General features: G+C 46.1%; 25 protein-coding genes. 14 read left to right on the forward strand and 11 right to left on the reverse strand.

Annotated features, from left to right (window positions below; genetic code table 11):
• Positions 1-76 precede the first annotated feature (76 nt).
• Both MCG46_RS01670 and MCG46_RS01675 read left to right on the forward strand, forming a co-directional pair.
• Entirely contained in the window at positions 77-784 is a 708-nt protein-coding gene (locus MCG46_RS01670) for a zinc metallopeptidase (RefSeq protein WP_240277044.1), read from the forward strand.
• Positions 771-983 carry a hypothetical protein gene (locus MCG46_RS01675; protein ID WP_240277046.1) on the forward strand — a complete coding sequence of 71 codons (213 nt, stop codon included), beginning with the start codon at positions 771-773 and terminating at the stop codon, positions 981-983. The genes MCG46_RS01670 and MCG46_RS01675 overlap by 14 nt, the downstream gene beginning before the upstream one ends.
• 126 nt (positions 984-1,109) lie before the next feature.
• Here MCG46_RS01675 and MCG46_RS01680 read toward each other — a convergent pair whose 3' ends face one another.
• The 8 genes from MCG46_RS01680 to MCG46_RS01715 form a co-directional block, all read right to left on the reverse strand.
• Positions 1,110-1,976, reverse strand: coding sequence for a PTS system mannose/fructose/sorbose family transporter subunit IID (locus MCG46_RS01680; protein WP_240277048.1), 867 nt, complete (start codon positions 1,974-1,976; stop codon positions 1,110-1,112).
• 2 nt (positions 1,977-1,978) lie between these two features.
• Positions 1,979-2,767 (reverse strand): PTS mannose/fructose/sorbose/N-acetylgalactosamine transporter subunit IIC, encoded by a 789-nt coding sequence (locus MCG46_RS01685; protein WP_240277050.1) that lies wholly within the window; start codon positions 2,765-2,767, stop codon positions 1,979-1,981.
• An 18-nt stretch (positions 2,768-2,785) separates the two neighbouring features.
• Positions 2,786-3,277, reverse strand: a complete 492-nt coding sequence (locus tag MCG46_RS01690) for a PTS system mannose/fructose/N-acetylgalactosamine-transporter subunit IIB (protein ID WP_240277051.1) — start codon at positions 3,275-3,277, stop codon at positions 2,786-2,788.
• Positions 3,278-3,298: 21 nt separating this feature from the next.
• Positions 3,299-3,979, reverse strand: coding sequence for a PIG-L deacetylase family protein (locus MCG46_RS01695; RefSeq protein WP_240277054.1), 681 nt, complete (start codon positions 3,977-3,979; stop codon positions 3,299-3,301).
• A 20-nt stretch (positions 3,980-3,999) separates the two neighbouring features.
• Positions 4,000-4,941: a GNAT family N-acetyltransferase gene (locus MCG46_RS01700; RefSeq protein WP_240277056.1), complete on the reverse strand. Its 942-nt coding sequence runs from the start codon at positions 4,939-4,941 to the stop codon at positions 4,000-4,002.
• 159 nt (positions 4,942-5,100) lie between these two features.
• On the reverse strand, positions 5,101-5,814 hold the full coding sequence (locus tag MCG46_RS01705) for a GntR family transcriptional regulator (RefSeq protein WP_240277058.1): 714 nt from the start codon (positions 5,812-5,814) through the stop codon (positions 5,101-5,103).
• A gap of 153 nt (positions 5,815-5,967) precedes the next feature.
• Positions 5,968-6,675, reverse strand: coding sequence for a YetF domain-containing protein (locus MCG46_RS01710; protein ID WP_240277059.1), 708 nt, complete (start codon positions 6,673-6,675; stop codon positions 5,968-5,970).
• A 121-nt stretch (positions 6,676-6,796) separates the two neighbouring features.
• Entirely contained in the window at positions 6,797-7,090 is a 294-nt protein-coding gene (locus MCG46_RS01715; RefSeq protein WP_240277061.1) for a hypothetical protein, read from the reverse strand.
• A 479-nt stretch (positions 7,091-7,569) separates the two neighbouring features.
• On the opposite strand from MCG46_RS01715, the gene MCG46_RS01720 reads away from it, so the two are divergent.
• The 5 genes from MCG46_RS01720 (at position 7,570) to MCG46_RS01740 (ending at position 12,541) form a co-directional block, all read left to right on the forward strand.
• Positions 7,570-8,208, forward strand: a complete 639-nt coding sequence (locus MCG46_RS01720) for a hypothetical protein (RefSeq protein ID WP_240277063.1) — start codon at positions 7,570-7,572, stop codon at positions 8,206-8,208.
• 75 nt (positions 8,209-8,283) lie between these two features.
• Positions 8,284-9,636: an MATE family efflux transporter gene (locus tag MCG46_RS01725; RefSeq protein ID WP_240277065.1), complete on the forward strand. Its 1,353-nt coding sequence runs from the start codon at positions 8,284-8,286 to the stop codon at positions 9,634-9,636.
• Positions 9,636-10,742 carry a metallophosphoesterase gene (locus MCG46_RS01730; RefSeq protein ID WP_240277067.1) on the forward strand — a complete coding sequence of 369 codons (1,107 nt, stop codon included), beginning with the start codon at positions 9,636-9,638 and terminating at the stop codon, positions 10,740-10,742. Before MCG46_RS01725 ends, MCG46_RS01730 begins: the two co-directional genes overlap by 1 nt.
• A 9-nt stretch (positions 10,743-10,751) precedes the next feature.
• Positions 10,752-11,117, forward strand: coding sequence for a hypothetical protein (locus tag MCG46_RS01735; protein ID WP_240277069.1), 366 nt, complete (start codon positions 10,752-10,754; stop codon positions 11,115-11,117).
• A 212-nt stretch (positions 11,118-11,329) separates the two neighbouring features.
• A complete protein-coding gene (locus MCG46_RS01740) occupies positions 11,330-12,541 on the forward strand; it encodes an ATP-binding protein (RefSeq protein WP_240277089.1) in 1,212 nt (403 codons plus the stop codon).
• A gap of 266 nt (positions 12,542-12,807) precedes the next feature.
• On the opposite strand, the gene MCG46_RS01745 is transcribed toward MCG46_RS01740, so the two are convergent.
• Together MCG46_RS01745 and MCG46_RS01750 are read right to left on the reverse strand one after the other, a co-directional pair.
• Positions 12,808-13,911: a radical SAM/SPASM domain-containing protein gene (locus tag MCG46_RS01745; RefSeq protein WP_240277090.1), complete on the reverse strand. Its 1,104-nt coding sequence runs from the start codon at positions 13,909-13,911 to the stop codon at positions 12,808-12,810.
• Positions 13,912-14,063: 152 nt separating this feature from the next.
• On the reverse strand, positions 14,064-15,947 hold the full coding sequence (locus MCG46_RS01750; protein ID WP_240277091.1) for a BglG family transcription antiterminator: 1,884 nt from the start codon (positions 15,945-15,947) through the stop codon (positions 14,064-14,066).
• A gap of 325 nt (positions 15,948-16,272) precedes the next feature.
• Here MCG46_RS01750 and MCG46_RS01755 point away from each other — a divergent pair, with 325 nt between their 5' ends.
• The 7 genes from MCG46_RS01755 to MCG46_RS01785 all read left to right on the forward strand — a co-directional run bounded on the left by MCG46_RS01755 (position 16,273) and on the right by MCG46_RS01785 (position 23,065).
• Positions 16,273-16,611, forward strand: coding sequence for a PTS sugar transporter subunit IIB (locus MCG46_RS01755; protein ID WP_240277092.1), 339 nt, complete (start codon positions 16,273-16,275; stop codon positions 16,609-16,611).
• Complete coding sequence (locus MCG46_RS01760; protein ID WP_240277093.1) at positions 16,604-17,833, forward strand: PTS sugar transporter subunit IIC; 1,230 nt, start codon at positions 16,604-16,606, stop codon at positions 17,831-17,833. The genes MCG46_RS01755 and MCG46_RS01760 overlap by 8 nt, the downstream gene beginning before the upstream one ends.
• Positions 17,830-18,180, forward strand: a complete 351-nt coding sequence (locus MCG46_RS01765) for a PTS lactose/cellobiose transporter subunit IIA (protein ID WP_240277095.1) — start codon at positions 17,830-17,832, stop codon at positions 18,178-18,180. Before MCG46_RS01760 ends, MCG46_RS01765 begins: the two co-directional genes overlap by 4 nt.
• Before the next feature lie 2 nt (positions 18,181-18,182).
• Positions 18,183-19,607 carry a glycoside hydrolase family 1 protein gene (locus tag MCG46_RS01770; RefSeq protein ID WP_240277096.1) on the forward strand — a complete coding sequence of 475 codons (1,425 nt, stop codon included), beginning with the start codon at positions 18,183-18,185 and terminating at the stop codon, positions 19,605-19,607.
• A complete protein-coding gene (locus tag MCG46_RS01775; RefSeq protein ID WP_240277097.1) occupies positions 19,604-20,398 on the forward strand; it encodes a histidine phosphatase family protein in 795 nt (264 codons plus the stop codon). The genes MCG46_RS01770 and MCG46_RS01775 overlap by 4 nt, the downstream gene beginning before the upstream one ends.
• 13 nt (positions 20,399-20,411) lie before the next feature.
• Entirely contained in the window at positions 20,412-21,359 is a 948-nt protein-coding gene (locus MCG46_RS01780) for an alpha/beta hydrolase family protein (RefSeq protein ID WP_240277099.1), read from the forward strand.
• A gap of 473 nt (positions 21,360-21,832) precedes the next feature.
• Positions 21,833-23,065 carry a hypothetical protein gene (locus MCG46_RS01785; RefSeq protein WP_240277102.1) on the forward strand — a complete coding sequence of 411 codons (1,233 nt, stop codon included), beginning with the start codon at positions 21,833-21,835 and terminating at the stop codon, positions 23,063-23,065.
• 229 nt (positions 23,066-23,294) lie between these two features.
• Here MCG46_RS01785 and MCG46_RS01790 read toward each other — a convergent pair whose 3' ends face one another.
• On the reverse strand, positions 23,295-24,023 hold the full coding sequence (locus MCG46_RS01790; protein WP_240277104.1) for a TetR/AcrR family transcriptional regulator: 729 nt from the start codon (positions 24,021-24,023) through the stop codon (positions 23,295-23,297).
• Positions 24,024-24,145 lie beyond the last annotated feature (122 nt).

Below are 24,145 nucleotides of genomic sequence, written 5' to 3' on the forward strand. Positions count from 1 at the left end.
ACAAAGCGGCGGGGTTGTCTAGTGGAAAAAGCGGCGAAATCGTGTAGAATAAACCTACCGTAAGGGAGGAATATCCATGTTCTATGCTTTTTACGATATCTTTTATCTGCTTGTGCTGGCTGCGATTGGTTTCTCTTTGTGGGCCAGCTCACGCGTCAATTCCACATTCAGAACCTACAGTCAGCAGCGCACGCGCAATGGGATGACCGGTTATGATGCCGCGCGCGAAGTGCTCGATGCGAATGGATTAACCGATGTCCGGATTGAACGCACGGCAGGAAATTTAACTGATCATTTTGATCCGCGAACGAATGTGATCCGGCTCTCGGATTCAGTTTATGGATCAGCTTCAACAGCCGCCGTCGGAGTAGCTGCGCATGAAGCGGGTCATGCGATTCAATACGCCAAAGGATATGCACCGTTAAAAATCCGCAATGCGATTATCCCGCTGACCAATATTGGCTCCCGCATGTCAACTCCGTTAATTCTTATGGGACTGATCTTTTCCCGCATGGGGCAGGCTGCAATTACAATCGCTTATATCGGCGTCGCGTGTTTCGCACTCAGCGTGCTGTTTCAGCTGGTGACGCTGCCGACCGAATTTGACGCCAGCCGCCGGGCCGTGGCGGCGATTGAAGGATGCGGCTTGTTGACCAGCGAGGAAGTCGGTTCCACGAAAAAAGTTCTTTCCGCCGCGGCGATGACGTATGTGGCAGCCTTGGCAGTCGCGATTACGCAGTTTTTACGCTTATTGAATATGGTGCAGCGCAATGACCGACGGTAAAAAAATGAGGGATGTCCATCTTCTGAACCCAGGTTTGCAGGAAGATCTGACTCCCTATTCTTTAAGACAGGAAGAATGTGCGGCAGAACAGCTTAGAAGGCAGCTGCTTGTCTGGACGGTTTCCGGGCGTGCTTTAATCGGCATCGATCAGCAGGGGCCGGGACTTGGCTTTGACTGCAGCGGATTGATCTATCTGTAATCATCAGCGGAAAGCCGCCAATACCGCTGGAATTTAAGTTCTCAATGTAACAAAGAAAAACTCGAATCCCGAAGAGTGATCATCGGAATCCGAGTTTTTTTATTTAGCTTGGAAATTCAATTAAGCTTAAGCGTAGAAGCCTGTCGCATAGCCGACAAACGTTAAGATGCAGGCCAGAACCAGGATCAGACCCATCAGTTTCAGCGGCGACCATTTCTTTTTGGCATACAGGCCGTAAACACCCAAGGTCAAGCCCAATGGCAGAATCTGCGGGAAGATCGAGTTCAAGACGGAATCGGCATTAAACAAGACCTGGCTTTCCAGAATGGTGTTGGTTGTTGCATCGTAAACATCTTTGACAATCTGAATCGGCAGTGTGCAGGAAACAAAGGAAGCGGTTAAAGCACCGACGACGATCAGACCCAAAACCGTCATGGTATCTGTCAGCAAGTTCAGCCGGCCCGTTGCCATAAACGTCTGCATGCCTTCCAATCCGGATTTATAACCCAGCTTGAATAAGAACCAGCTCAGTGCCGCGGTACCGATCGGATAGACAAGCATATAGATTACCGGTCCCAGCCAAAGCATATTGGCGGAGGCCTGGGAAATCGACAGACAGATCGTCAACAGAATCGGAATGATCGTGGCAACCCACAGGGAATCGCCGATCGCCGATGTCGGGCCGATCAGGGCGACTTTAACGCTGCTGATGAGCTCCGGCGTACATTGTCCGTTGGCATTGGCTTCTTCCAAACCGCAGACAATTCCGTTGCAGATGGAGCCAACCTGAGCTTCGGTATTGAACAGTGTGATATGCCGCTGCAGCGCCGCTGCCTTTTCTTCTTTGGTATCGTATAATTCATCAATGACCGGAGCCATCGCCTGACCGAAAGCCATACCCAGCATGGATTCAGCCTGTTGGGAACAGCCGTTCCAGAAGAACCAGGTTCTAAAAGATTTCTTTAATGTTTTTTCACTGATTTTCTTAGCCATGATTATGCTCCTTTCCGATCAGCCTGTGAAGAAGCTGCGACATAATAGAGAATCGCGGTGATGATCGCGACAACAGCGACGGCCATCGTGCTTAAGCCGAAGTAAGTTACCAGAATGAAACCGGCCAAGAAGATCACGATATGATATTTCTTCTTTAATAAGAAGGACAGGATAATACCCATTCCCAGCGATGCCATCATGCCGCCGAAAATGCTCAGCGCGGTCGTGACCCAGCCTGGAATCAGGGTGGCAAAATCAGCCTGTCCGGAAGCTGCGGTCATGGAAGTCAGAACCAGAACAGCGGGAACAAAACGGCATAAGAAACCAATCGCCTGTCCCATAACCACGTTAGGGATGATCATTTTCTTGGTTTCTCCCGCTTCTGCATATTTTGCGGCAAAGCGGTTCAGCGGCAGATTCAAGGCATAGGACAGGTTCCACATAACCTGACCGACCAATCCGCCGATTCCAGCGAAGACGACAGCTAAGCCAATCGCTCCGGTGGCATCCATGCCCTGACCGAAGACGATCGCGGCAGCGACACCGATGTAGGTTGCATAAGATAAGTCCCAGGCCACCGCGCCGCCTGGCGTCACGTTGCCCATATACATGATCTGTAACGGAATGCCGACGACCATGGCCGTTTGAATATCCCCTAAAATCACGCCGACAACTAAGGCTGCGACTAACGGACGGCCTAAGGTGTACCAACCGATGGTATTGCCGACGATGGAACCGATGGATCCCAGATACACAAAGAGTGCGATCAGGATGATTTGAATGATTGACATAATTACCCCTCTGACTTTCTATTCAATCGTTTTGCGGAAAGCGTCCCAGCTTGTCCGAGTCGTGTTAGGCAGCTGTTGGAAACAGACGTCTGCCCCTTTGGCACTCAGCGCGTCGATGACTTCAACATCCTGTTGGCTGAGGTAGAAGATCCCGGTGGCTCCGGAAACCTTATGCACGGAATCCGGACGCTTGGCGATATTGCCGAGCATGACAAATTCAGCGTTAAGAACCGTTTCTTCCAGATCTGCCAGCTGCTTCGGGAAGCGCACGATCACTAAACGGTTATTAGCGCTCTGTTCGCTCAACAGCGAGCGCGCTTCTTCCGTGGTGACAATATGCGTTTTATAAAGCGGCGGTACGCTCATCGTCATGATCGATTTCAGCATTGGATTTTTGGCGCTTTCGTCGTCGATCGCAATGATTTCCTGGATCGCCAAGGTTGGACACCAGGCGACAATGGTCTGGCCGTGAATCAGCCGGTCATCGACGCGGACTACAATTTTACCCATGGTTTATTCTCCTCTCTTCCATTACCACAGCTGCGGTTCGATCAGACTCGCATACATATACGCAACGGTATAGCCGCTGTTGTTGGACTCAATTTGGCGAACCTGGCCGATCGTCGGATAGTACTGCTGATAAGGGAAGTTGTTGACCTCGCCGCGGAAAACGGCGTATTCCTTCATCGCACTGTACCACTGATCAATTTCTTCCTGATTCAGGGTGAAATAGGCCTGCGGGATAAAGCCGACAAGATCCTCAAAGGTTTCGCCATAGACTAAGCGGATCGGATTGCCCTTTTCACGCAGCCGTTTGACAGCGGTCACGACCGCGTCATGGGTGTTGATATGCCGGGGATGCATGGATCCGCGCCAGTGGGTGATGACCAGATCGACTTTCTCATCCACAAAGTATTGTTCCATCCGCTGCGCGAATTCCTCCAACGTCGGCATGTTGCTGGAAACGTAGCCAAGCCAGATCGTATCGGCTCCCAGCTTTTCCGCAGCTTTCTGATTCATCGTTAACAAATCTTTCAGATAAGCCTGTTTCGCTTCCTCGGTAGCTGCCGGATCTTCCAGCCGTCCCTGAGTGACGTGGATCAGTGTGCAGTGTGCGCCTTGTTTGGCATATTTGAGAACCAGAGGTCCGCCCATCAGCTCCGCATCCAGAGAATGAGCGCCGATGCTGACGACGCGTTGAATTGATGTCATGTTTATCTTCCTTTCTTTTTTTAATCTAAATTCTTGCGGTAATCCGTAAAGGTACGGAAAACGGTAATCCCATGACGCTCGTAGAAGCGCCGGCCGGGAGCGTCGGTAGAAACAAAATACATGTGATAGATCCCGCGCTTTTCCATTTCCAGCTGCATGAGATCGAGCAGAATGCTGCCTAAGCCCCAGTTGCGCTGGGAAGCCTTGACGCCGATCGGGCCGAACCGCATCGGATTGCCGTCAATCTGCCGCATACAGAATCCGGCAAGCTGATCATTTTGATCGACACACAACAATACGTTGTCTTCCGCCAGGTCGTTCTGCATACTGATCAGCAGATTGCGCTTCCAGCCCCCGCCAAACTCAACCTTGGCAAATTCAAGCAGATCCACACAGTATTTCCAGCTGAACGGAATGAAACGGAAGCCTGCCGCTTCCGCTTTGGCTTTGCGGGCCAGTGCGGCTTCATCCAATTGATAGCCATGCAGATCCTTGCACATGGAGTAACTTTCTTCTCCGCTCTGATATCCCAACGCCTCAAAGAAAGCTGCGGACAACGGATAGTTCTGTTTATCAATCCCCGGAAAGAAATAATTCGGACTGTAAGCGGCGACGGTCACATTTTTTGCCCCGCGCTCTTTCATGTCAGACTCGGCCTTTTCAACCAGACTTCGTCCAATTCCCTGACGGCGGTAATCCGGATGAACAAATAAGACGTTGATCCAGCCTCTTTCCGGCTCTAAGCCGCGCTCCAAATAAGGAAATTTGCGGCGAGTCGCTAACAGGAAGCCCACCGGCTTCTGATCACAAAGGGCAACATAACAAAGTGACGGATCAAAATTGTCATCCAGTAAGGCTTGTTTGCGGAATTTGTGAACAGTCAGCGGGTCAAAAGGCAGACATTGGTTCCACAGATCAACAACGGCCTGTTCATAGATCTGATTATAATTCTGAATTTCCATGTTTTCTCCATTCCTCCTCAGTCAGTATATTAACAAAGCAATCAGAAATACTTATAATATTGATATGTTAACATATTAATTGAATTCATTATACGGTGTCCTTTGATTTTATGCAAGCCCTTTCACAGAAAAAAAGAACATTCGCTCGAAGAATGTCCTTTATACTTTAATATTGACGGTGACAGAGTACCAATCCTTATTGAAATAGGTTTCAGCATATTCGATGATTTCATCCCGCTGATCAAAGGTCAGACGCTTGACAAAGAAGGTTGCGGTATTTTTGCGGATATTCATCAGCTTTGCAATCCGGGCGTCGCCCACTTCCCGAACAGAATAGTTTTCATTGACCCAGACGGGTGCGACGTTGACCTGCGCCAGGGTTTTGTAAAAGGATTTCGTTTCATGGACGGTCTGCGCTTTTTCCAGCGGAAGCAGACGGCTGTCAACAAACGAGCTTTGGTAAGCAATCGGTTCGCCGTTGGCCAGCCGAATGCGGCGGACGCAGACAATCGGCTGCTGCGGATCAATCGCCAGTTTCTCGGCGATCTGGGAATTGGTGATCAGTTCAATTTTATCAACATGCATGTCGATTTCATAACCTTGCTGGAGCAGCTCATCACTGAAACTCAAGGAGGTCAGCCCGCGGATCATCTGTTTTTTAGCGACAAACGTGCCCAGACCCTGAATGCCCGTGAGATAACCCTCGTTGATCAGATCGGTGAAAGCTTTGCGCACCGTGATTGTGGAAACATTATATTTCTTTTTCAGCACTGATTCGCTGTCAACTTTATCTCCTGGTTTCAATTTGCCAGATTTGATGGCTTCAATAATATCCTGTTCGATTTGGAAATACTTGGCGACCTTGTATCCCATACCCTTTCACTCCCTAACTTAATATGTTAACTTCAACTGGATTATAACAGATTCTTTTTTTAAAAGATAGTGTCAATCCGGGAAAAATCAGCTGATATCAGGAAGAAAAAAGATGTTAAGGTTAAAGGGCCTGGAATGAAAGGCAGGGTAAGTTTAGAAGCGATGGATTGACTGCGGCTGGGCTTTGCTTTTTAAATAAAGTACGAGCTTCCCTTGATTGTCCAAGGTCGCCAGCGCAATATCCTTCATGGAGCAATCGTTCTGGCTGTGAATCTGATCAAACAGTTCATCTTCGCTTTGACCGAGAGCCTGCAGATTTTGATGAAGAATCTGTCCGTCAATGATAACGTTGGTCGGCAGGGATGTCGGGATGAAATCCTGTTTCAGATCAGTAAGCTTCAGCGGCCGGTCCGCATCTTGGGGCAGAACGGACAGATTTCCGGTCGGCTCTAAGATCGCATAGTTCACTTCTTCAAGATTAAAATAACCGCCGCTGCGCAGACAGCTGAGCAGTTCGTTAATATTCAGCCGGGCTTGTTTTAAGCCTGCCCATTGAATCTGACCCTGTGCAATAACGACAATCGGCGTTCCGGTTAAGATCCGCCGCATCAGCATGTTCTTATCCGTCAGTTTTGACATGAAGATGCCCGCTAACAGAAAGAAGGCAATCGCAGCCAGCCCATGAAGCAAAGGAATATCTGCGGATAACGCTGTTGTCGCGGCTAAGGAACCGGTAGTAATTCCCACGATGTAATCGTAAAACGTCATTTGTGAAATCTGCTTCGGCCCATTCAGCCGGGCGACCAGAACGAGAACGAGAATCGCGCACACACTGCGCAGGATCATTTCAAAAAAAGTCATGAGTTCAACTCCTTTTGTCCTAGCATGGCCGAATTGAACTGTTTTATCATCTTAATTCAATCTCGGTAATGGATGCTTAACAACAAGGAGTCAGGATAGGTGAACCTTACCGCAGAGAGTTTTATTTGCCGCAAAATAGAATTTCGATCAGCCCTAGTCCCAGAAGCAGCATGGAAGTATCGCTGATTAAGATCAGGCGAAATGCATTGAACTGCGGTGCGGTTAACGAAAGCAGAAGGAGATAAAGCAAGCCGACACAGAAAGCAGAAATGATGGAGGTTCCGGAAATCCTTTGGATGTCTTTGCGGTGGAAGATCAGTCCAATAAGCAAACCGAAACTGAAATAGACGGCGATGACTGCCTGGGGATTGAAAAGAAGCAGCGTTTTTCGATAAGCATTGATCGCAAATAACAAGGCTGATAATCAGAGAACCAAAAGCACAGTGATGAAGACATTCAGCTTTTTCATAAAAAATCCCTTCCTTTCCGGTGGTGGATGAAAAACAGTTGTTTAGATAAGGTGTGAATGCCTGCCGTGAAATGGATTGAAATCTTTGAAAGCGATGCTTTATAAATTAATTATATTATTTTTATAGATCAGAACGACGAAATCAAAAATAAAAAAGCATTGGATAAAAGCCATTAGTGAAAGCTTTGAATCGTGATGAAAAGGTCGGAGAAAGAAAAGCTTGCGGATAGACGCTAGGATTCTTTTCCCTGAATTTTCCTTGTTTTCCACCTCTTTAATCCGGAGTTAGAAAAGAAGCGGAAGGCTATGCCGCAAACTAAAAAAGCGGGAAGAAGCGAAGGAAACAGATCATTTGCTTTTGTGGGAAGTTAGGACTATGATTAGGGATATCGAATTATACGAACGAGAAGAAAGGGGCGGTAAGCATGTCAGCAATTCTATTTCCTGAAGCGATGTGTTTGGTGGAACCGGTCAGCGGTCAGGTGAGCTGGGGCGCGAATCAGCTGTGGTATGGCGATTTATGGCAGCGCAAAGCAGGCTGCGGTCCAACAACTGCGGCTTCACTGATCTTTTATCAAAAACAGAAGCAGCGACTTCAACAGCGCGAGCCGTTGTTGTCAAGCCGTCAATGTCTGTTGGATCAGATGATGGAAATGTGGAATTACATTAAACCTGGACCCGGCGGAGTCAACCGCGTATCCCAGTTTACGGAAGGCTTGGAAAAATACCGCGCTGAGCAGAACCTGAACTTTGATATCCAGGCGTTGGAGATTGCGGAAGATCCATCTCAGCGATGCGGCTGGCCGCAAGTCAGTCAGTTTTTGGAAACGGCCTTGAAGCAGGATGAGCCTGTCGCTTTTCTAAATTTGTGCGCGGGTGAAGAAAAACGAATTGATGAATGGCATTGGGTGATGATCAGCACGCTGAATCCGGAAACCGGAATCATCACATTCTTTGATGAAAGCAAGATTAAGGAGGCCGATCTGGCGCTGTGGCTGCGCACGACAACCAAGCGCGGCGGTTTTGTGACGCTGCATTGGCCGTCAAAACGTGCTGATTTGTAAAGAAAGATTAACAATTCCCTGAAAACGGATTATAATTATTTCTAATTAAGTTAAAAAGCGATAAGGGGGAAACGCATGGCAACGAAACAACGTGGTTTAATGACTTCCGGAGTGATCTGGAAGGAACTGTTACTCTTTTCTATTCCATTATTGCTGGGGAATTTGTTCCAGCTGCTCTACAATACGGTCGACTCGATTGTGGTCGGCAACTTCGTCGGTCATCAGGCACTGGCTGCGGTGGGAGCCAGTACGCCGCTGATCAATATGCTGATCGGTTTTTTCATGGGCGTCGCAGCCGGGGCCGGAGTTCTCGTATCCCGTTTTTTCGGCGCAAGAAAGCTGGAGGAAATGCACACTGCGATCCATACCTTTGTAGCTTTCACGCTTTGTTTCGGGGTCTTGATGATGATTGCCGGAATCACGCTAACACCGCTGTTTCTGAAATGGATGGGAACGCCGGCGGATATCATGGAGATGGCCGTGCTGTATCTACGAATCTATTTTCTGGGGATTATTCCAACGATGCTGTATAACTCCGGAGCTGGAATTCTGCAGGCCGTAGGCGATTCCCGCCGTCCGCTGTACTTCCTGACGGTTGCCAGTGTATTGAACATCATTCTGGACTTGGTCTTTGTTATTAATATGAAGATGGGGGTTGCCGGCGTGGCCTGGGCCACCCTGATCGCTCAGAGCGTGTCCTGCATTCTTGTGGCTTTCACGCTGCTGCGGACAAAAGAGAGCTATCGGCTCCTTCCCAATAAAATCCGCATTGACAAACCGATGCTGGTTCAAATTGTACGGGTCGGCATTCCCAGCGGCTTGCAGCAGATGATCGTTTCCTTCTCGAATGTGCTGGTCATGTCGTATGTCAACCGCTTTGGTTCAGCGGCGATTGCCGGATTCAGCTCAGCGAACAAGTTTGATAACTTCCTTGGTCTGCCGGTCAACAGCTTCATGCTGGCCATCACAACATTTGTCGGACAGAATATGGGCGCCAATCAGATCGAGCGCGTCAAAAAAGGAATTCATACGTGTATTTTCATGGGGATTGGCATTGTGATTGCGATTGGCATTCCGGCCTATCTGTTCTCGGATCTGTGCATCCGAATGTTCTCGCAGGAAGCCGATGTCATTTATTATGGATCGTGGATGATGCGCACGCTGGTGCCGTTCTATTCAGTTTTGAACATCGCTCAGGTGTTAACCGGAGCGGTGCGCGGAACCGGCAACACGACCGTTCCGATGCTGGTCAATGTTTTCTATTACTGCATTATCCGTCAGGTATTTCTGGCGCTGGCGATGTTGTTCGTCAATTCGATCGTCGTTGTTTTCTGGAGCTATCCTCTGACCTGGAGCTTATCGGCGATCACCCTGTTTCTTTACTATAAACGGGGCAGCTGGCTGCGGCACAGCGGAGTTCAGGGCTGATGCTGGATCCATCCTGCATTCGTTATCAGGATCTGAGTGAAAGCCGTGCGCTCTTTATTTCCGATATTCATGGTGAGGGTGAACTGCTGAAGGAACTGCTTAACAAGGTTCATTATGTTCCCGGACAGGATTCGCTGTTTCTGCTGGGCGATCTGATTGAAAAAGGCCGTGCCAGTCTGGATACTTTGCATCAGGTGATGGATTTAAGCCGGCAAAAGCGAGTCGTTGTTTTAAAAGGCAATAATGATGAAGCTGAGCAGCTGCTGGAAGAAACGATTCCGCTGCCGATGAAGCTGGGATATCTGCGGACACGGCGGTCGCTGATCAGTGAGATGGCGCAGGCTCAGGGCATCACAATTGATGAAAAAACGGATTTTGGGGTTCTGCGCCAACGATTGACAACGGCGTATGCCGAGGAATTTGCTTTCTTAAGAGATTTGCCGCTGCTCGTCACAGGACAGGGCTATGCCGCGGTGCATTCCAGCATTCAGAACGTTGAGAATGTACGTCAGAATAACCCGCGCTTGATACTTAAGGATAATGATTTTCTGCTGAATTCTGACAGCCGTTTTCCAGTTCCGGTTATCGTCGGCCACATGCCGACTGTAGCGCTCAGTGACCGACAGGCTGACTGCGGCGTTCACTTTTTGAAGGACAGGAATCTTTTTGCGATTGACGGTGGCTGCGGCATGCATGCCCATGGTCAGCTCAATGCCTTGATCGTTGAACAGGGAGATTTCCAACATTTTCAGACAGCCAGTGCCGATCATCTAAAACGGCGCAGGGTTATCAGAGAGCAGGCCGGAACCCCGGAGGAGCTGCAGGTTTTTGTACGTTATTTTGAAAGCGAAATTGAAGTGCTGGAGGAAGAAGGGGCATTTCTTAAGGTTCGTCATCTTAAAACAAACCGGCTGCTGGAAATTCCGCGCAGCGCACTGCGAATCATTGAGGGAAAGACGCATTGCTTCAACAGCACGAGCTGCTGGCTGCCCTTGCACCCAGGACAGGAAGTAGCGGTGATTCAGGAATATGGTGACCGGGTCTTCTGCAAACACGAGGGCCGCCTGGGCTGGGTCAGCAGCGCTGTGTTAGAAAATCTTGCATAATAAGATTAATTGAATAAAATCGAAAAAAGGTCTTTGTGTTCTTTCTTATTTATGGTGAATACAAAAAGCGATATGGACACAGGCCATCGACAGGGCCGGGAAGAACTTTTGGATCCTGCAGAGCGAAGCGGCGTGATCAAGATGGGACCGCATTTTCTATTTCAGGGGGTTGCAGAGAAGAATCAGTTAGATGTTTACCTGGCAGAAGTGTTTGGGAAAGAGATGATCGGAAAGCTTCCAGATATGGCGGCCTACATGATCATAAACGAAGATTATAAGATGATCTGTCTGGAAGCTTTTGGATTTAATCTTTCGTTGTTCAACAACAAAAACTTCAATGACTCTACGATTGGAGAAATATTACATCAAATTTGAGACAAACAGAAGAACCAGTTAAACTGAAAACAACTGGTTTTTTCATAGATATATATTTTAGCTGGAAGTTAATGTTGGAATGGAAAGCAAGTTATTTTTAGTATAAATCCGCAAATCATCATTGAAAAATAAACTTTTGCGGTTATAACCTTATAAACTATTTATAATTTTAGGAATAAGCGATATACTATTATAGACAGGAGGTGTTGTTTATGATTTATAGACCCATTTACGTTGATAAGATAATGACCTATGTGAATGCGCCGTTTATCAAAATTTTGACCGGAATCCGTCGTTGTGGAAAATCAACCATTTTAAAAATGTTGATGGATGAAATGAAAAAACAAGGTATCCGGGAGGACCAGATCTTACATTATAGCTTTGATTCTCTGGAATATGAAGATATTAAAACAGCAAAGGCGCTTTTTGCCCACTTGAAGCAGCACTTGTTTTCGGAAGGGAAAACCTACCTTTTCCTCGATGAGATTCAGGAAGTGAAATCGTGGGAAAAGGTTGTCAACTCCCTTATGACAGACTATGATGTGGACATTTATGTAACCGGCTCCAATTCCAGGATGATGTCTTCTGAAATATCCACCTACCTGACAGGGCGTTATATTGCATTTCGTATTTATCCTTTGTCCTTTTCAGAATATATGATCTTCCGAAAGGAATACACAGAAGTCCTTGATCCTCACACAGAACTTGCAAATTATGTGCGGCTCGGTGGTTTTCCTGCGGTTCATCTGCAAAAATATACGCCGGATGAGGTTTATACTATTGTTAAGGATATTTACAATTCCACGATCTTTACAGACATTGTAAGACGTAATCAAATCCGCAAGGTGGATCAATTGGAGCGGATTGTAAAGTTTGCCTTTGACAATGTTGGGCGGACATTTTCAGCCGCTTCTATTTCCAAATATCTGAAAAGTGAGAATCGTTCGATTGATAACGAAACGGTTTATAATTATCTCAGCCAGCTTGAGAATGCTTACATTCTCCATCGTTGCTCCCGTTTCGACGTACAAGGCAAAGAAATTTTGAAAACCCAGGAGAAATTCTATTTGGCGGACTCAGCGCTGCGTTACAGTGTATTGGGATATTCGCCAGACAGCGTGGCTGCCATGCTCGAGAATGTTGTCTATCTGGAATTGCTGCGCCGTGGATATGAAGTTTATGTTGGAAAGCTGGATAATGCTGAAATCGATTTTATTGCCGTTAAACAGGAGAACAAACTATACATCCAAGTAGCACAGGAGATCGGCTCCCCTGAGACTGAACGGCGAGAATACGGCAGACTGCTTGATATTCGGGACAACTACCCGAAATATGTGCTGCGCACAGACGTTTTCGCGGGAGGCAATTACGAGGGAATCAAGACCATGCGCATTGCAGATTTCTTGCTAAGTGATGAGTATTGAAGAAATGAGGGGGACTTATGTATATTTCAAAAGTAACGATACGCAATTTTAGAATTTTTGATCCTGTGGGTCTTACGACTTCATTGAATGGTTTCTATACCAAAACAAAAATCTACAGATAATATTGAACAGATTTCCGTCTGACTTATGGGAGTATCAAGAAATAAAAGATTCCTATTTACGATCAATAAAAGGTAAAAAATCCCCTTACATAGCCGACCGTTTTTGTGGTCAATCCAGGCTATGGTAAGGGGACTTTATTTTTTTCAGGATTGTCTGCGCAGGGTCAGTGCCAGTTGGGAAAGCATTACTTCATGTTTTTGTATAAACGCCTGATAGCCGCAGAACTGATCATCAAAGTAACAAACGTTCAGCCGACGGCACTGCCCATGGCAAATTCGCGCATAGCGGCAGGTTTTGCATAACGGCGTCGTCCGATGCGGTTCATGTAAAAACTGTGTCAGTGTTCTGGCCTTCATCAGCTCATCCAGCGATAAATCACGCAGATTGCCCAGCTTGTATTGATCTAAGACATAGAAGTCGCAGGGATAGACGCTGCCGTCGCTTTCGACCACGAACTGCATGCTGCAGAAGCCGAGATAACCGCACTGCTGCGGCGGAACACCGGCGAATAACGGAATCAGATTATCAAACAGCGTCACACTGATATAGTGATTCTGTTTCAGTTCTTCCAGCCATAACGTAAAAAATTCATCATAGAAATGAAAGAAGGCCTGCGGCGTCAGCGAATAGGCGTCATTGAGTTCTTCAAACGGCGGCAGGCACGGAATGATCTGGATATAATCAAAATGATGAAGCAGATAGAAATCAAACAGTTCCTTGGGATGCTTTGCCAGCTGGCGGGTCAACACGGTCAGAATGTTGAAGTCTATTTTGGCCCGGCGCATTTTTTCAATGTTCTCCATAATCCGTGAAAAGGTTCCCTGACCTTCGGCGTCCGGCCGCATCGCGTCATGTTGCGCAGCATAGCCATCTAACGAAACCCCAACCAGAAAACGATTCTGTTTCAGAAAGGCAATCCATTCATCATTCAGCAACGTAGCATTGGTCTGTAAGGCATATTGAAAATGATGAAAATTCTTCTTTTTAAGATTGACCCGGCGGATAAAGCGGCGAAAATAATCCAATCCCGCCACCGTAGGCTCTCCCCCCTGAAAGGCAAAGGTGATCGTGACTTCCTCATGGAAGAAGCCCAGCGTCTTGTCGATGAGTGAATTCATGGTCGTTTCATCCATGATTCCATAGGAAGGAATTTCCCGGTTTTTGGCGACGTCGCAGTAAAAACAATAACGACAGCGCAGATTGCAGGCACTCGAAGCCGGTTTGATCAACATCGAAAAGTATTTCATGAATGACGACTCTCTTTCTGTTTCCTAGCGTTTGTTCCTGAATTATTATAGCATGTTCTAAGTAAAATGGCAGAAAACGCCGTCCTCAGGAAGAAACTGAAAAAAACTGCACAAGCAACGGCTTATGCAGCGGCTGAGGTAGGCGGCTGAGCTTATAGGGTAAAACTGAAAATGACACTGGTAAATTCCTCAAACGTTTTGCATTGCCGCAGGACATTCAGGATTGAAGAATCCGAGAAAAGCAAGATTAAGGCCTCATATAATTCTTTAAACAAATGCGAGTCTTTTTCGTTAATCGCGATTAACAAGACAATGTGTACCCGCTGGCTTCCCCATTGGATGCCGTTAGGGGAAATCGCAATTGCCAGTCCGGTTTTCTCACAGTCCATTTTCATTGAGTGCGGAATGGCAATCTGTCCAAAAGCAGTGGATGCAGCCAGCTCCCGTTTGAGAACTTCATCAAAAAAGCGGGCGGAAACAAAGTGTTCATTATAAAGCTTGCGGCACAGAATTTTCAGAATGCTGTCGCGTTGGGAGTCGGCGGATTTATCCAGATAGAACAGTGAGGATGAAAAAAACTGCGGATAATACTGCGTCAGAATCTGCATCTTTTTCCGTTCCAGAACGGTCTGGATCTGAGCGTAGATGTCTTTGAGATTCATCGCGCTGATCATCGGCGGAAGCATCACGGTAAAGCCGTGGTTCTGATGCACAGGCACGGTTGTAAATAAAAGCTCATAGCTTTTGTCGGTTAATTCTTCTTCGAAGGAAACGACGGTTGGGATCAGGATGTCGGAATCAAAGTGGATTAACAGGCAGTTGTAAATCTGCGACTGATTCTGCTGATAGTCCGGACACAGCAGCGCGCATTTCAGCTTTTTGATGTCTTTCTGCTGCCGCTCCAGATCAGCGCCGATATGCATCGCCAGGTAGGCAGTTTCATCCGGACTGATCTGGATATCAAAATGTTCATCCAGATAATCCGTGATGCAGATCGCGCAGTCATAAAGCAGCGGACAGGAAGACTGAATGGTTTCCAGCAGGGGATTTTTCAGACTGGTTTTCTGTTTTGAACGATAAAATAAATTCTTAAAGTGCAAAGACAGCGGAACGAGTAAGGTTTCCTTATTCAGCTGCAGATGATAACGACGGTTGATCTCGTCGATCACTTCATGCGTCATTTTGAAAATCTGCGGACCGACAATAGATTTCAGTGTTTCATCATCTTTGCGCTGCATGAAATTGATGTTGGCAACGATCAGCTCATTCATATTCTGGCGTTCCATAGCATTGAACTTCACCCCAAAATGAGCTGAGAAGATCGCAGTCAGTTCCTCACAGATCGGATGGCAGGATTCCTGGCTGCCGTCGGTTTCGCTGAAAGCATTGCCGTTAAGCATACGATCGAGGATGACGGTGATGTGAAGAAGCAGATTGGTGTAGCCGAAATCATTGATATAACAATTATACTTTAAGAAAATATCGTGCATTTTTGCCTGCAGATAAGCTACGTCAATCTCAGGAAAATGAGCTTTCAGCAAAGCTGTGTCAACAATGTGGCCGGCTGCTTCTTTATATAAGGTCTGCGTTAGGAATCGACGTTTGTTGCGCTCAGTCCCAACAAGAAAAATGGTATCGTTTTTGCATTTCAACGACAGATGATAGGCGGCATACTGCTGATTCACTTTGGAGATCAGCTGCTTCATGGAGGAATAACTCAGATACAGCTCATCACAGAGGTCATACAGATTCAGAGATGACGCATGATCGACAAAAAACAGATGCGTGATGTAGGAAAAACGTTCTTCATACGACTGAGCGGGCATTTCCTTGCGCTGCGGCAAAGGAATCTGTCTATTTAAGATGTAGCCTTTCGTTGTTGCCTGAATTAAGTTGGCTTGTTCCTGATTGATCCCTTTGATATGGTTTTTGATCGTGCGGCTGCTGACATGAAGCAGTTCAGCCAGTGCGGTCGAGCTCAGGGGCTCTGACTGCTTTTGCAGCTGCAGGATTATTTTTTCTTTAACGGAGTCCATGCGGTTTCCCTCCTTTCCGCTGGGATGATCGTTTCTTCTTTGCCGGCACAGACCTGAACCCATTGCCGGATAAACACTGTAAATCCCCATAGGATAAATTGTAAATCCTGGCCGTACTGCTTTGGAAAAAATACAGTTCCAGGAATTGGCTGATCTTATTATACGCATGAGTTTCGTGCGGGTTCAATCAATGAAATTCACCGCCGGTATGAAATTGCTGGAATTTTCACACCGGCAGTGAAAAAGGAAGGTGGAAAAGGGATCGAACTTTGGCGATAATGATAGCGTAAGAACCGGTTCTCAACAAAAAGGAAAGGAAATCAAGATGGATAAAATCAGAATTCTGCTGTGCTGCGGGGCAGGGATGTCAAGTGGATTCCTTGCTCAGCAAATGCGGATTGCCGCTAAGAAAATGAATGTTGTCGTCAAGATTGAAGCTAAAAACAAAAACAGTGTTCAGGACGATGTCAATGCGATCGACCTGCTTCTGTTAGGCCCGCATCTGGAATATGTGAAAGCGGAGATGATGCAGCTGTGCGAGCCGTATCATGTACCGGTCATTGTCATCCCGAAAGAAATGTACGCGAGTCTGGATGGGAAAGGCTTAATGGAGTTAAGCATGAAAGCAATTGAAAAGAATAAGGGAGAATATAATCATGGATAAGCTGATTCAATGGCTGGGCAGCGATTTTGCCCCGAAAGTCGCCAAGTTTATGGATAAAAAAATCATCAAAGCTCTCTCCAGCGCCTTAATGGCGAACGTACCGATTTTATTGTTAGGTTCATTGATCTCAATCTACAACCTGATTGCCGGATATCTGCCGTTTTTGCCGGATCTGTCACCGGTATATACATTCAGCTTCGGCATCATGTCGCTGACATTGGTCTTCTTAGTCGGCTATCATGGCGCTAAAGAATATGGATTTGGCGAGTATGGAGTGTCGACGGGATTGATCTCACTGATGATGTTTATGATGATCATCCGTCCGTCGATTGAAAATTTCCAATTTCAGGTTGCCTTTGGCCGTTTCGGCGGAACGGGCATGATTCCAGCCTTCTTTGCGGGCATTGTCACCATCGTCATCAGTAACCTATACTTCAAGCTGCATTGGTTTGAGGACTCCGAAGCGATTCCGGATTTCTTAGTCCGCTGGCTGAATCAGGTCATTCCCGGAATCGTTGTGCTGGTTTTAACGACCACCTTGATCTATGGCTTAAATTTAGATCTGTTTGCGCTGATCACACAGCTGTTCAGTCCGCTGATTGCAATTGGTCAGACTTTCCCAGGTTTCCTGCTGTGTATTTTCATTCCGGCATTCTTCTATTCCTTCGGTGTCAACAGCTGGTTTATGAATCCGATTACAACACCGATTGCGCTGGCCGGCATCACAGCCAATGCCGAAGCTTTTGCCAACGGTCTGGCACCGACCAACATTTACACCTCGAATATTACTTTCAGCGTTATCTTTATCGGCGGCATGGGCGTGACCTTAGCCTTGAATGTCATGATGTGCCGTTCCAAAAGCAAACGGCTGAAACGATTTGGTCAGGTTGCGTTAGTACCGTCCTTATTCAATATCAATGAACCACTGGTCTATGGCGCACCGATCGCTCTAAATCCGATTCTGATGCTGCCGATGTGGATCAATTCCCTGGTTATTCCTACGATTGTCTGGTTTGTCCTGAAGGCCGGCTGGGTTACCATTCCGCATGCGGTCATGAATGTCAATCAGCTGCCGATGCCGATCTGTTCATTTTTGGCAACGCATGGCGATTTCCGCGTCATTCTCCTGGAGGTTGTCCTGTTTGCGGTATCCTGGGTTATTTGGTATCCTTTCTTTAAAGCCCATGAAATGAAAGTATTAAAAGAAGAGGAAGAAGCATGAGTGAACAAAACACACAATCGACACTGATCAGTGCAGCTATGGAGATCATCCTGCATGCCGGCGATGCCCGCAATCATGCCAAACTGGCACGGCAGGCCATGCGGGAAATGAATTTTACTCAAGCGGGTCAGTATCTGGAGGAAGCAAAGAAAGAAATTGCGGAAGCCCATCGGGCGCAGACCGAGATCATTCAGAATGAGGCCCGGGGAATCCAATATGATTACAGCATGTTGTTTAATCACGCCCAGGATACGCTGATGACGATCAACAGCGAGATTGAGCTGACTGCCGATCTGATCTTAACCTTCGAAGTCGTCATGCAGAAGCTGACGGAAAAGGAGGGCTGAGGATGGCGAAGTTTCCGCAAACATTTCTGTGGGGTGGGGCCAGCGCTGCTGTTCAGATGGAAGGCGGCTGGCAGGAAGGCGGCAAGGGGATCAATGTTGCCGACATTCAAATCTGCCGGACTCACGATGCCCAGGGCGGCAATGTCAATTATACGCGGCAGTCTTTGAAAGAGCGGATCGAGGATGTATTATCGGATCATCCGGTACATTACTATCCTAAGCATGAAGCTGTGGATTTCTATCATCGCTATCCGGAATACATCCAATTGATGCAGGAAGCTGGCTTCAAAGCCTTTCGTCTCAGTATCAGCTGGGCGCGAATTTATCCCAACGGAGATGAAGCACAGCCGAATGAAGCCGGAATCGCTTATTACCGCAAGGTGTTTGAGGCGCTGCGGGAAGCTGGAATAACGCCGATCGTCACGCTATCTCATTATGATATGCCGCTGGCGGTTGTGCAGCATCACCATGGCTGGTATGGTCGGGAAACGATTGATCTGTATGTTCGTTATGCCCGAACGTGCTTTGAACGCTTCCACGATTTAGTGCCTTACTGGATCGCGGTCAATCAGATCAATTTAATCTTTGGGGAATCTTTCAGTTCCTTAGGCATGATCATGGATGAATATGAAGATTTTACAGCGGCCAAATATCAGGCTGTCCATCATGAATTTGTCGCCAATGCACTGTTAGTAAAAGCGGCTAAGGCCATTGATCCGAAAATTCAGGTCGGCGTCATGCTTGCGGATCAGATGACCTATCCGCTTAACAGCGACCCGCGGGCAGCCCAGCAGGCGCTGCAGGCGAATCGGATGAAGGATTATTTCTATTCCGATGTGCAGCTGCGCGGGGAATATCCAGGCTATGCCAAGCGGTATTTTAAAGAACACGGGATCACAATTCAGATGGAACCCGACGATGCGAAATGGATTCGCGAAAATACGATGGATTTTCTGGCTGTTGCTTATTATTATTCGCATTGTGTCGATGCTTCCGGCAAAAAAGTGGCCAATCCGCTGACCCCGGCAACACAATGGGGCTGGACGATTGATCCGGCAGGGCTGTATACTGCGATGAGCTCATATTGGGATCGTTATCATGTTCCGATGATGATTGCGGAAAACGGCATCGGAGTTGAAGAAACGTTGGACAGTGACGGTCAGGTTCATGATGACTATCGCATTGCCTATCATCGGGAACATATCCAGGAGATGCAGAAATTACTTGCGGACGAGGTGGAGCTGTTTGCTTATACGCTGTGGTCGCCGTTTGATATTGTCAGCGGCAACAGCTGCGAAATGGAGAAACGGTATGGACTAATTTTTGTCGATGTCGACAATAACGGCCAGGGCAGCCGCAGACTGGTCAAAAAAGACAGCTATGCATGGTATAAGCATGTCATCGAAACAGACGGTGAAGAATTATGAAATCGGTTAAAAAACTGATAATGGTGATCTGTTTGATTCTGTCCTGCACCGCCTGTGCCCAGCCGGAAGGGCCTTCATCTTCCTCTGATGTTCAGCCGGTTATGCTTTATTTTGTCCGCCATGGGAAAACCATGTTCAACACAACCGGACAGATTCAGGGATGGTCAGATACGCCACTAACGGAGGCCGGGGAAACCCAGGCAGATGCGACAGGGCGAGGCTTAAAGGATATCTCATTTATCGCGGCTTATACGTCTGATTTAGGCCGTGCCCGCGCTACGGCGCAGCGAATCCTGGCACAGAATGAACAGCCGGTTCCGCAGCTGATTGAACTGACCGGTTTGCGGGAATGGGGTTATGGCGGATATGAGGGGCGTCCAGGCAATGAAATGTGGGATCCTATTTTTGAGGCTCATGGATTGACATTTGATGAGTCGTTCTCACAATACAAAGAGTTAAAGAACTTGATCGGCGAAGCAGGGATTGCGGATGCCATTGCCGCGAATGATCCGACTCAGACCGCGGAAACGTATGATCAGATTTTAACCCGCGCTCAGCAGGCGATGGATCAGATTGTCGCAGAAGCCCAGGCAGCTGGCGGCGGTTCTGTCCTGATTGTTTCCAGCGGCGGTGTTATTCCGACAATTTTAAAAATGTTGATGCCGGATCAATTCCAGGGCGGCAGTTTGGCAAACTGTTCAGTAACTATCGTTGAGGTGCAGGATGGTCAATATACGCTGGGTGTTGTCGGAGATACAAGCTATACCGAAAAAGGAACAGTAAAGCAATGAAAGAAGGATTATAATGCAAAAGTTAAGTTTTATAACAGCGGCTGTGATGCTGAGCCTGTCGCTCTGTGCTTGTGCTGCATCCCCTGCCTCATCGGCGCCGACCCCTTCTCCGGATCTTCAATCCGATGTTTCGATGAAGGTGACGAGTGAACACATTGAAATTGATTCTGCCCGTCAGACCAAGATTCAGGCGGTTCTGACCCAGCCGGCTTCAATGCCGGAAGCCGGTTATCCGCTCGTTGTCTTTGCGCATGGTTTTCAGGGAAGCAAGGATGAGAGCGGCGCATTTACCGCGGTAGCTGAAGGTCTGGCACAGCAGGGAATCGCCAGCATCCGAATGGATTTTCCAGGCTGCGGCGACAGTCCGGAAGACTTCATGGCGTACACCTTAAAGAATATGCAGGATGATGTCGACAGCGTCTTCGCTTATGCCCGCTCGGCGATGAAGATTGATGAAAGCCGTATCGGCATGTTGGGCTACAGCATGGGCGGACGGGTTGCTTCCTTATATCTGAGTGAGGAAAATATCAATACTGCAGTGCTGTGGGCACCGGCAGCGGCTGATGGATTAAAGTCTTTAGCCAGTATGGGCGATGAAGAAACGATTCGCAGACTGATTGAAGAGTCCAAAGACAGCGGCGTGGCAGTCATTCAGATATGGAATCAGGATGTGGAAGTCGCTCATGATTTCCTTTCTCAATCCGCGGAAGCGATGCCAATGACCAATCTGAGTGCTTATACGGGCAGTTTAATGGTGGTGACTGGCGGCCAAGACAATACTGTAACCACCGCTATCACAGACCCGATCTTTGAAGCTGCGGTCAATACCCAAATCACGACTCATCTGGATGTGCCGCGCGGTACGCATTCCCTGGGCGCAGGAGATTTCGGCAATGATCCGCAGGTTCAGAATGCGGTTGTTGAAGCTACCGTTCACTTCTTTGCGGATCAGATGCAGTAAACAAACCCAATCCCGCTGAACTGAATCATGAAGAAATGAGAATCAGATGATAGGTTCAGTTAATCCTCCCTACAAAAAAGGCAGATACGCTGCCTTTTTGTCATTCTGATCATATCGGGGTGAGTCATCATAATAAGGAAGGTGCAAAACTGATCATAGAATGATTTATAGAAATGATGTTAATATCAAAAAACGGATTAGGATAATCATCTGAAATTCCGTGCATTGGTTGAGTATAGACGGTGATAAAGAAAAGAATGAATTTGAATTGCCAGTGTTTATGGCAAGTTGTCTATTTCTATTGATAAACTTTACATAATGCGCTTTAATGAAATAAAGCATGATGTATTTTGATTTAACAGGGACTGTTTTGTTCGGATAATGTAAGATATCCAGCGGCAAATGCAGAGTGATGGTGTTTGATAGTCTTTAGAATCTGCGGACAGCTGGATGCATAAGATTTGGAGGAACTTATGAGAAAGTCTATTCTATTCTTCGCTATCGCGTTTATATCAATTTGTTCTGTTCTGTTTTTTTTGAATGGATTTATTAAGGAAAATAAAAATGAGGATAGAGAGACAGCGCAAGTTGATAATCAAAAGATTGCCCACAAAAAAGCTAATCAAAATAAAGTGAAAACAGATTCCAGAGGTGCCTCCTTCGAAAAGACAAGTGATTCCTATAAAATTGATATCCATAGTTCATATGTCCAAAATGAATCAATGGAGCTTGGAGAGTTTCGTTTTGATAACAATTTTATTCAATCTGACAGTCTACTGTTGTCTGAATATGAGGATCGCGTCTATTTTAGAGGCTTAGGCGGGAACTTGCTTTGTTATAACGGCACAAAAACGGAAGTGATTTTAAATGAAGTCATTTCTAACATTTATCAAAGTGATCAATTTTTAACGTGTTTACTTGAAGATCGGGATCAAATTGTTTTGTTGGATTTAAAAGAAAATCAATATAAAACATTCCCATATTCTCTTCCTTTTAATAAGAAAGACTGTTGGATACAATGCCTTTATCATGTAACCAATGATTCCTGTGTGGTATATAACTTAACTGATAAAGATAATTTATATGTATTGGATAATGATACCTATTCAATCATGACTGAAGATGCACTGGCGGCTCATTTTAAAGTAGAAGATTCTGATTATTATTTATATAATGGGGAGTATGGAGCATCTGGCAATTTCTATGAAAATAGTGTTTTAATTGATCAGTTCGTAGAAGAGATACAGGTAGTCGATTCTAATCTTTATTACTTAAAAAATAAGAATGTATATGGCGGATATTTAGTAGAGAACTATTTAATGAAATATGATACACAAAATAAGAAAATAAGTCAGTTAGTCAAAACACCAGTCATCTCTTTTTTGGCAACAGAAATGGGTGTTTATTATTCTTTAGATCCAACGTGCTTTAAAGAAAAGCCGATTAGTTTAGAAAACGCTGATGAACTCAGAATGAACGAGAACCGCGGTGTTTATTTTTTAAGCAGCCAAGGAATGTTAACCCAAATTTCTAATGAACTTTATTCAGGTTTTCAGAACTGCCAGTATGGACTGATTGGGATCATTCCACTTGAAGATACGATAGAGATTCATTTAATAAACGAACCAACAAAAGTTTTAGATAAATTGGATACTAATCTAAGCAAATTTATTCAGCATCGGTGGAAATATAATGAAAGTTTCTAATAAAAAACAGGTTGCAGAAAAGAAAAACAATCATTAATTGATATAAAGTTTTGAAGCTCCTTTTAAAAGAAGGTAGCGGGCAAAGCGTCAAAAGAATGAGCCACAATTTTATTTCCATTTGTTATCCATAATGCCGAAATAATTATTGTAACACAATCTGAATTGATAAAAGAATTAAGTGGTTAAGCAGCTGAAGCTGAGAATAATAACCCACAGACTAATGAAAACGTTATTTAATCAGCGTCGTATCCCAATGTTCTACTTGCTCATAAAATTGTTCACTTTCCGGGCTGTTCTTCTGTTGATAAGTGTCAGTAAAGGAATGCAGGAAACGGAAGAAAATCTGAGTGTAATGAATTGGGGTTTGCGGGTCATTGCGATGCCGCAGAATTTGAAGAAGAATGCCGCCGAAAAGGATATCGGCTGCCGCAATCAGGCTGTCTACATCTTCAGCTCGGAAATAACCATCTTCAACACAGGGAAGCAGAATATTCTGATTCTTTTTTATAAAATCGGTTTCCTGTATCTGAGCGGAAAGTTTAGGATTGAGCTGTTCCTGAATTTCAGGAAAAACCGCAAAGTAATCCGGAATGCACTGATAAATCCTGGTTTTGTCTTCCATCTGAAAAAAATACAGGAACAGACGCGGATGCTGAAATGACTCACGGCATTGTGCCAGCCATTGACTAAGATAGTGATAAAGCGAACTGTCGCATTTCGTCTGCAGCTGGGAAGCTTCAACCCAGATCCGGCTCATCCGATCTATCAAGGTGAATGCGATCAGCTGATTCATATTCTGAAAATAGTTATAAAGCGTTGCACTGTTATAGCCGGCTGCATCCGCAACCTGCCTCAGCGTGATCGCATCAACGGACAGAGTATCGGTAAGCGAGATTACAGCCTCGATAAAGTAGCGGGTCATTCGGGATTTTTTTAATTGAGCATTATGTTCATTCATGGTCGTGTCCTCTTTGTCTGTCATTATAGCACAAATTCATAACCAAGAAAATTAATCAAATGATTGTAAAAATAATCATTTGATTGTTGAAAAATGGACAAAGCCTGATACAATGAAAGGGA

Source organism: Holdemania massiliensis (genome assembly GCF_022440805.1).
In the GTDB taxonomy this organism is placed as follows: domain Bacteria; phylum Bacillota_I; class Bacilli_A; order Erysipelotrichales; family Erysipelotrichaceae; genus Holdemania; species Holdemania massiliensis_A.

Bases quoted from the DNA above. Each gene is read 5' to 3' on its own strand.
- MCG46_RS01785 (WP_240277102.1), top strand. From the start codon at position 21,833: ATGAGAAAGTCTATTCTATTCTTCGCTATCGCGTTTATATCAATTTGT.
- MCG46_RS01680 (WP_240277048.1), bottom strand. From the start codon at position 1,976: ATGGCTAAGAAAATCAGTGAAAAAACATTAAAGAAATCTTTTAGAACC.
- MCG46_RS01790 (WP_240277104.1), bottom strand. From the start codon at position 24,023: ATGAATGAACATAATGCTCAATTAAAAAAATCCCGAATGACCCGCTAC.
- MCG46_RS01725 (WP_240277065.1), top strand. From the start codon at position 8,284: ATGGCAACGAAACAACGTGGTTTAATGACTTCCGGAGTGATCTGGAAG.
- MCG46_RS01685 (WP_240277050.1), bottom strand. From the start codon at position 2,767: ATGTCAATCATTCAAATCATCCTGATCGCACTCTTTGTGTATCTGGGA.
- MCG46_RS01705 (WP_240277058.1), bottom strand. From the start codon at position 5,814: ATGGGATACAAGGTCGCCAAGTATTTCCAAATCGAACAGGATATTATT.
- MCG46_RS01750 (WP_240277091.1), bottom strand. From the start codon at position 15,947: ATGGACTCCGTTAAAGAAAAAATAATCCTGCAGCTGCAAAAGCAGTCA.
- MCG46_RS01720 (WP_240277063.1), top strand. From the start codon at position 7,570: ATGTCAGCAATTCTATTTCCTGAAGCGATGTGTTTGGTGGAACCGGTC.
- MCG46_RS01690 (WP_240277051.1), bottom strand. From the start codon at position 3,277: ATGGGTAAAATTGTAGTCCGCGTCGATGACCGGCTGATTCACGGCCAG.
- MCG46_RS01700 (WP_240277056.1), bottom strand. From the start codon at position 4,941: ATGGAAATTCAGAATTATAATCAGATCTATGAACAGGCCGTTGTTGAT.
- MCG46_RS01745 (WP_240277090.1), bottom strand. From the start codon at position 13,911: ATGAAATACTTTTCGATGTTGATCAAACCGGCTTCGAGTGCCTGCAAT.
- MCG46_RS01740 (WP_240277089.1), top strand. From the start codon at position 11,330: ATGATTTATAGACCCATTTACGTTGATAAGATAATGACCTATGTGAAT.
- MCG46_RS01710 (WP_240277059.1), bottom strand. From the start codon at position 6,675: ATGACTTTTTTTGAAATGATCCTGCGCAGTGTGTGCGCGATTCTCGTT.
- MCG46_RS01730 (WP_240277067.1), top strand. From the start codon at position 9,636: ATGCTGGATCCATCCTGCATTCGTTATCAGGATCTGAGTGAAAGCCGT.
- MCG46_RS01770 (WP_240277096.1), top strand. From the start codon at position 18,183: ATGGCGAAGTTTCCGCAAACATTTCTGTGGGGTGGGGCCAGCGCTGCT.
- MCG46_RS01675 (WP_240277046.1), top strand. From the start codon at position 771: ATGACCGACGGTAAAAAAATGAGGGATGTCCATCTTCTGAACCCAGGT.
- MCG46_RS01780 (WP_240277099.1), top strand. From the start codon at position 20,412: ATGCAAAAGTTAAGTTTTATAACAGCGGCTGTGATGCTGAGCCTGTCG.
- MCG46_RS01775 (WP_240277097.1), top strand. From the start codon at position 19,604: ATGAAATCGGTTAAAAAACTGATAATGGTGATCTGTTTGATTCTGTCC.
- MCG46_RS01670 (WP_240277044.1), top strand. From the start codon at position 77: ATGTTCTATGCTTTTTACGATATCTTTTATCTGCTTGTGCTGGCTGCG.
- MCG46_RS01755 (WP_240277092.1), top strand. From the start codon at position 16,273: ATGGATAAAATCAGAATTCTGCTGTGCTGCGGGGCAGGGATGTCAAGT.
- MCG46_RS01760 (WP_240277093.1), top strand. From the start codon at position 16,604: ATGGATAAGCTGATTCAATGGCTGGGCAGCGATTTTGCCCCGAAAGTC.
- MCG46_RS01695 (WP_240277054.1), bottom strand. From the start codon at position 3,979: ATGACATCAATTCAACGCGTCGTCAGCATCGGCGCTCATTCTCTGGAT.
- MCG46_RS01765 (WP_240277095.1), top strand. From the start codon at position 17,830: ATGAGTGAACAAAACACACAATCGACACTGATCAGTGCAGCTATGGAG.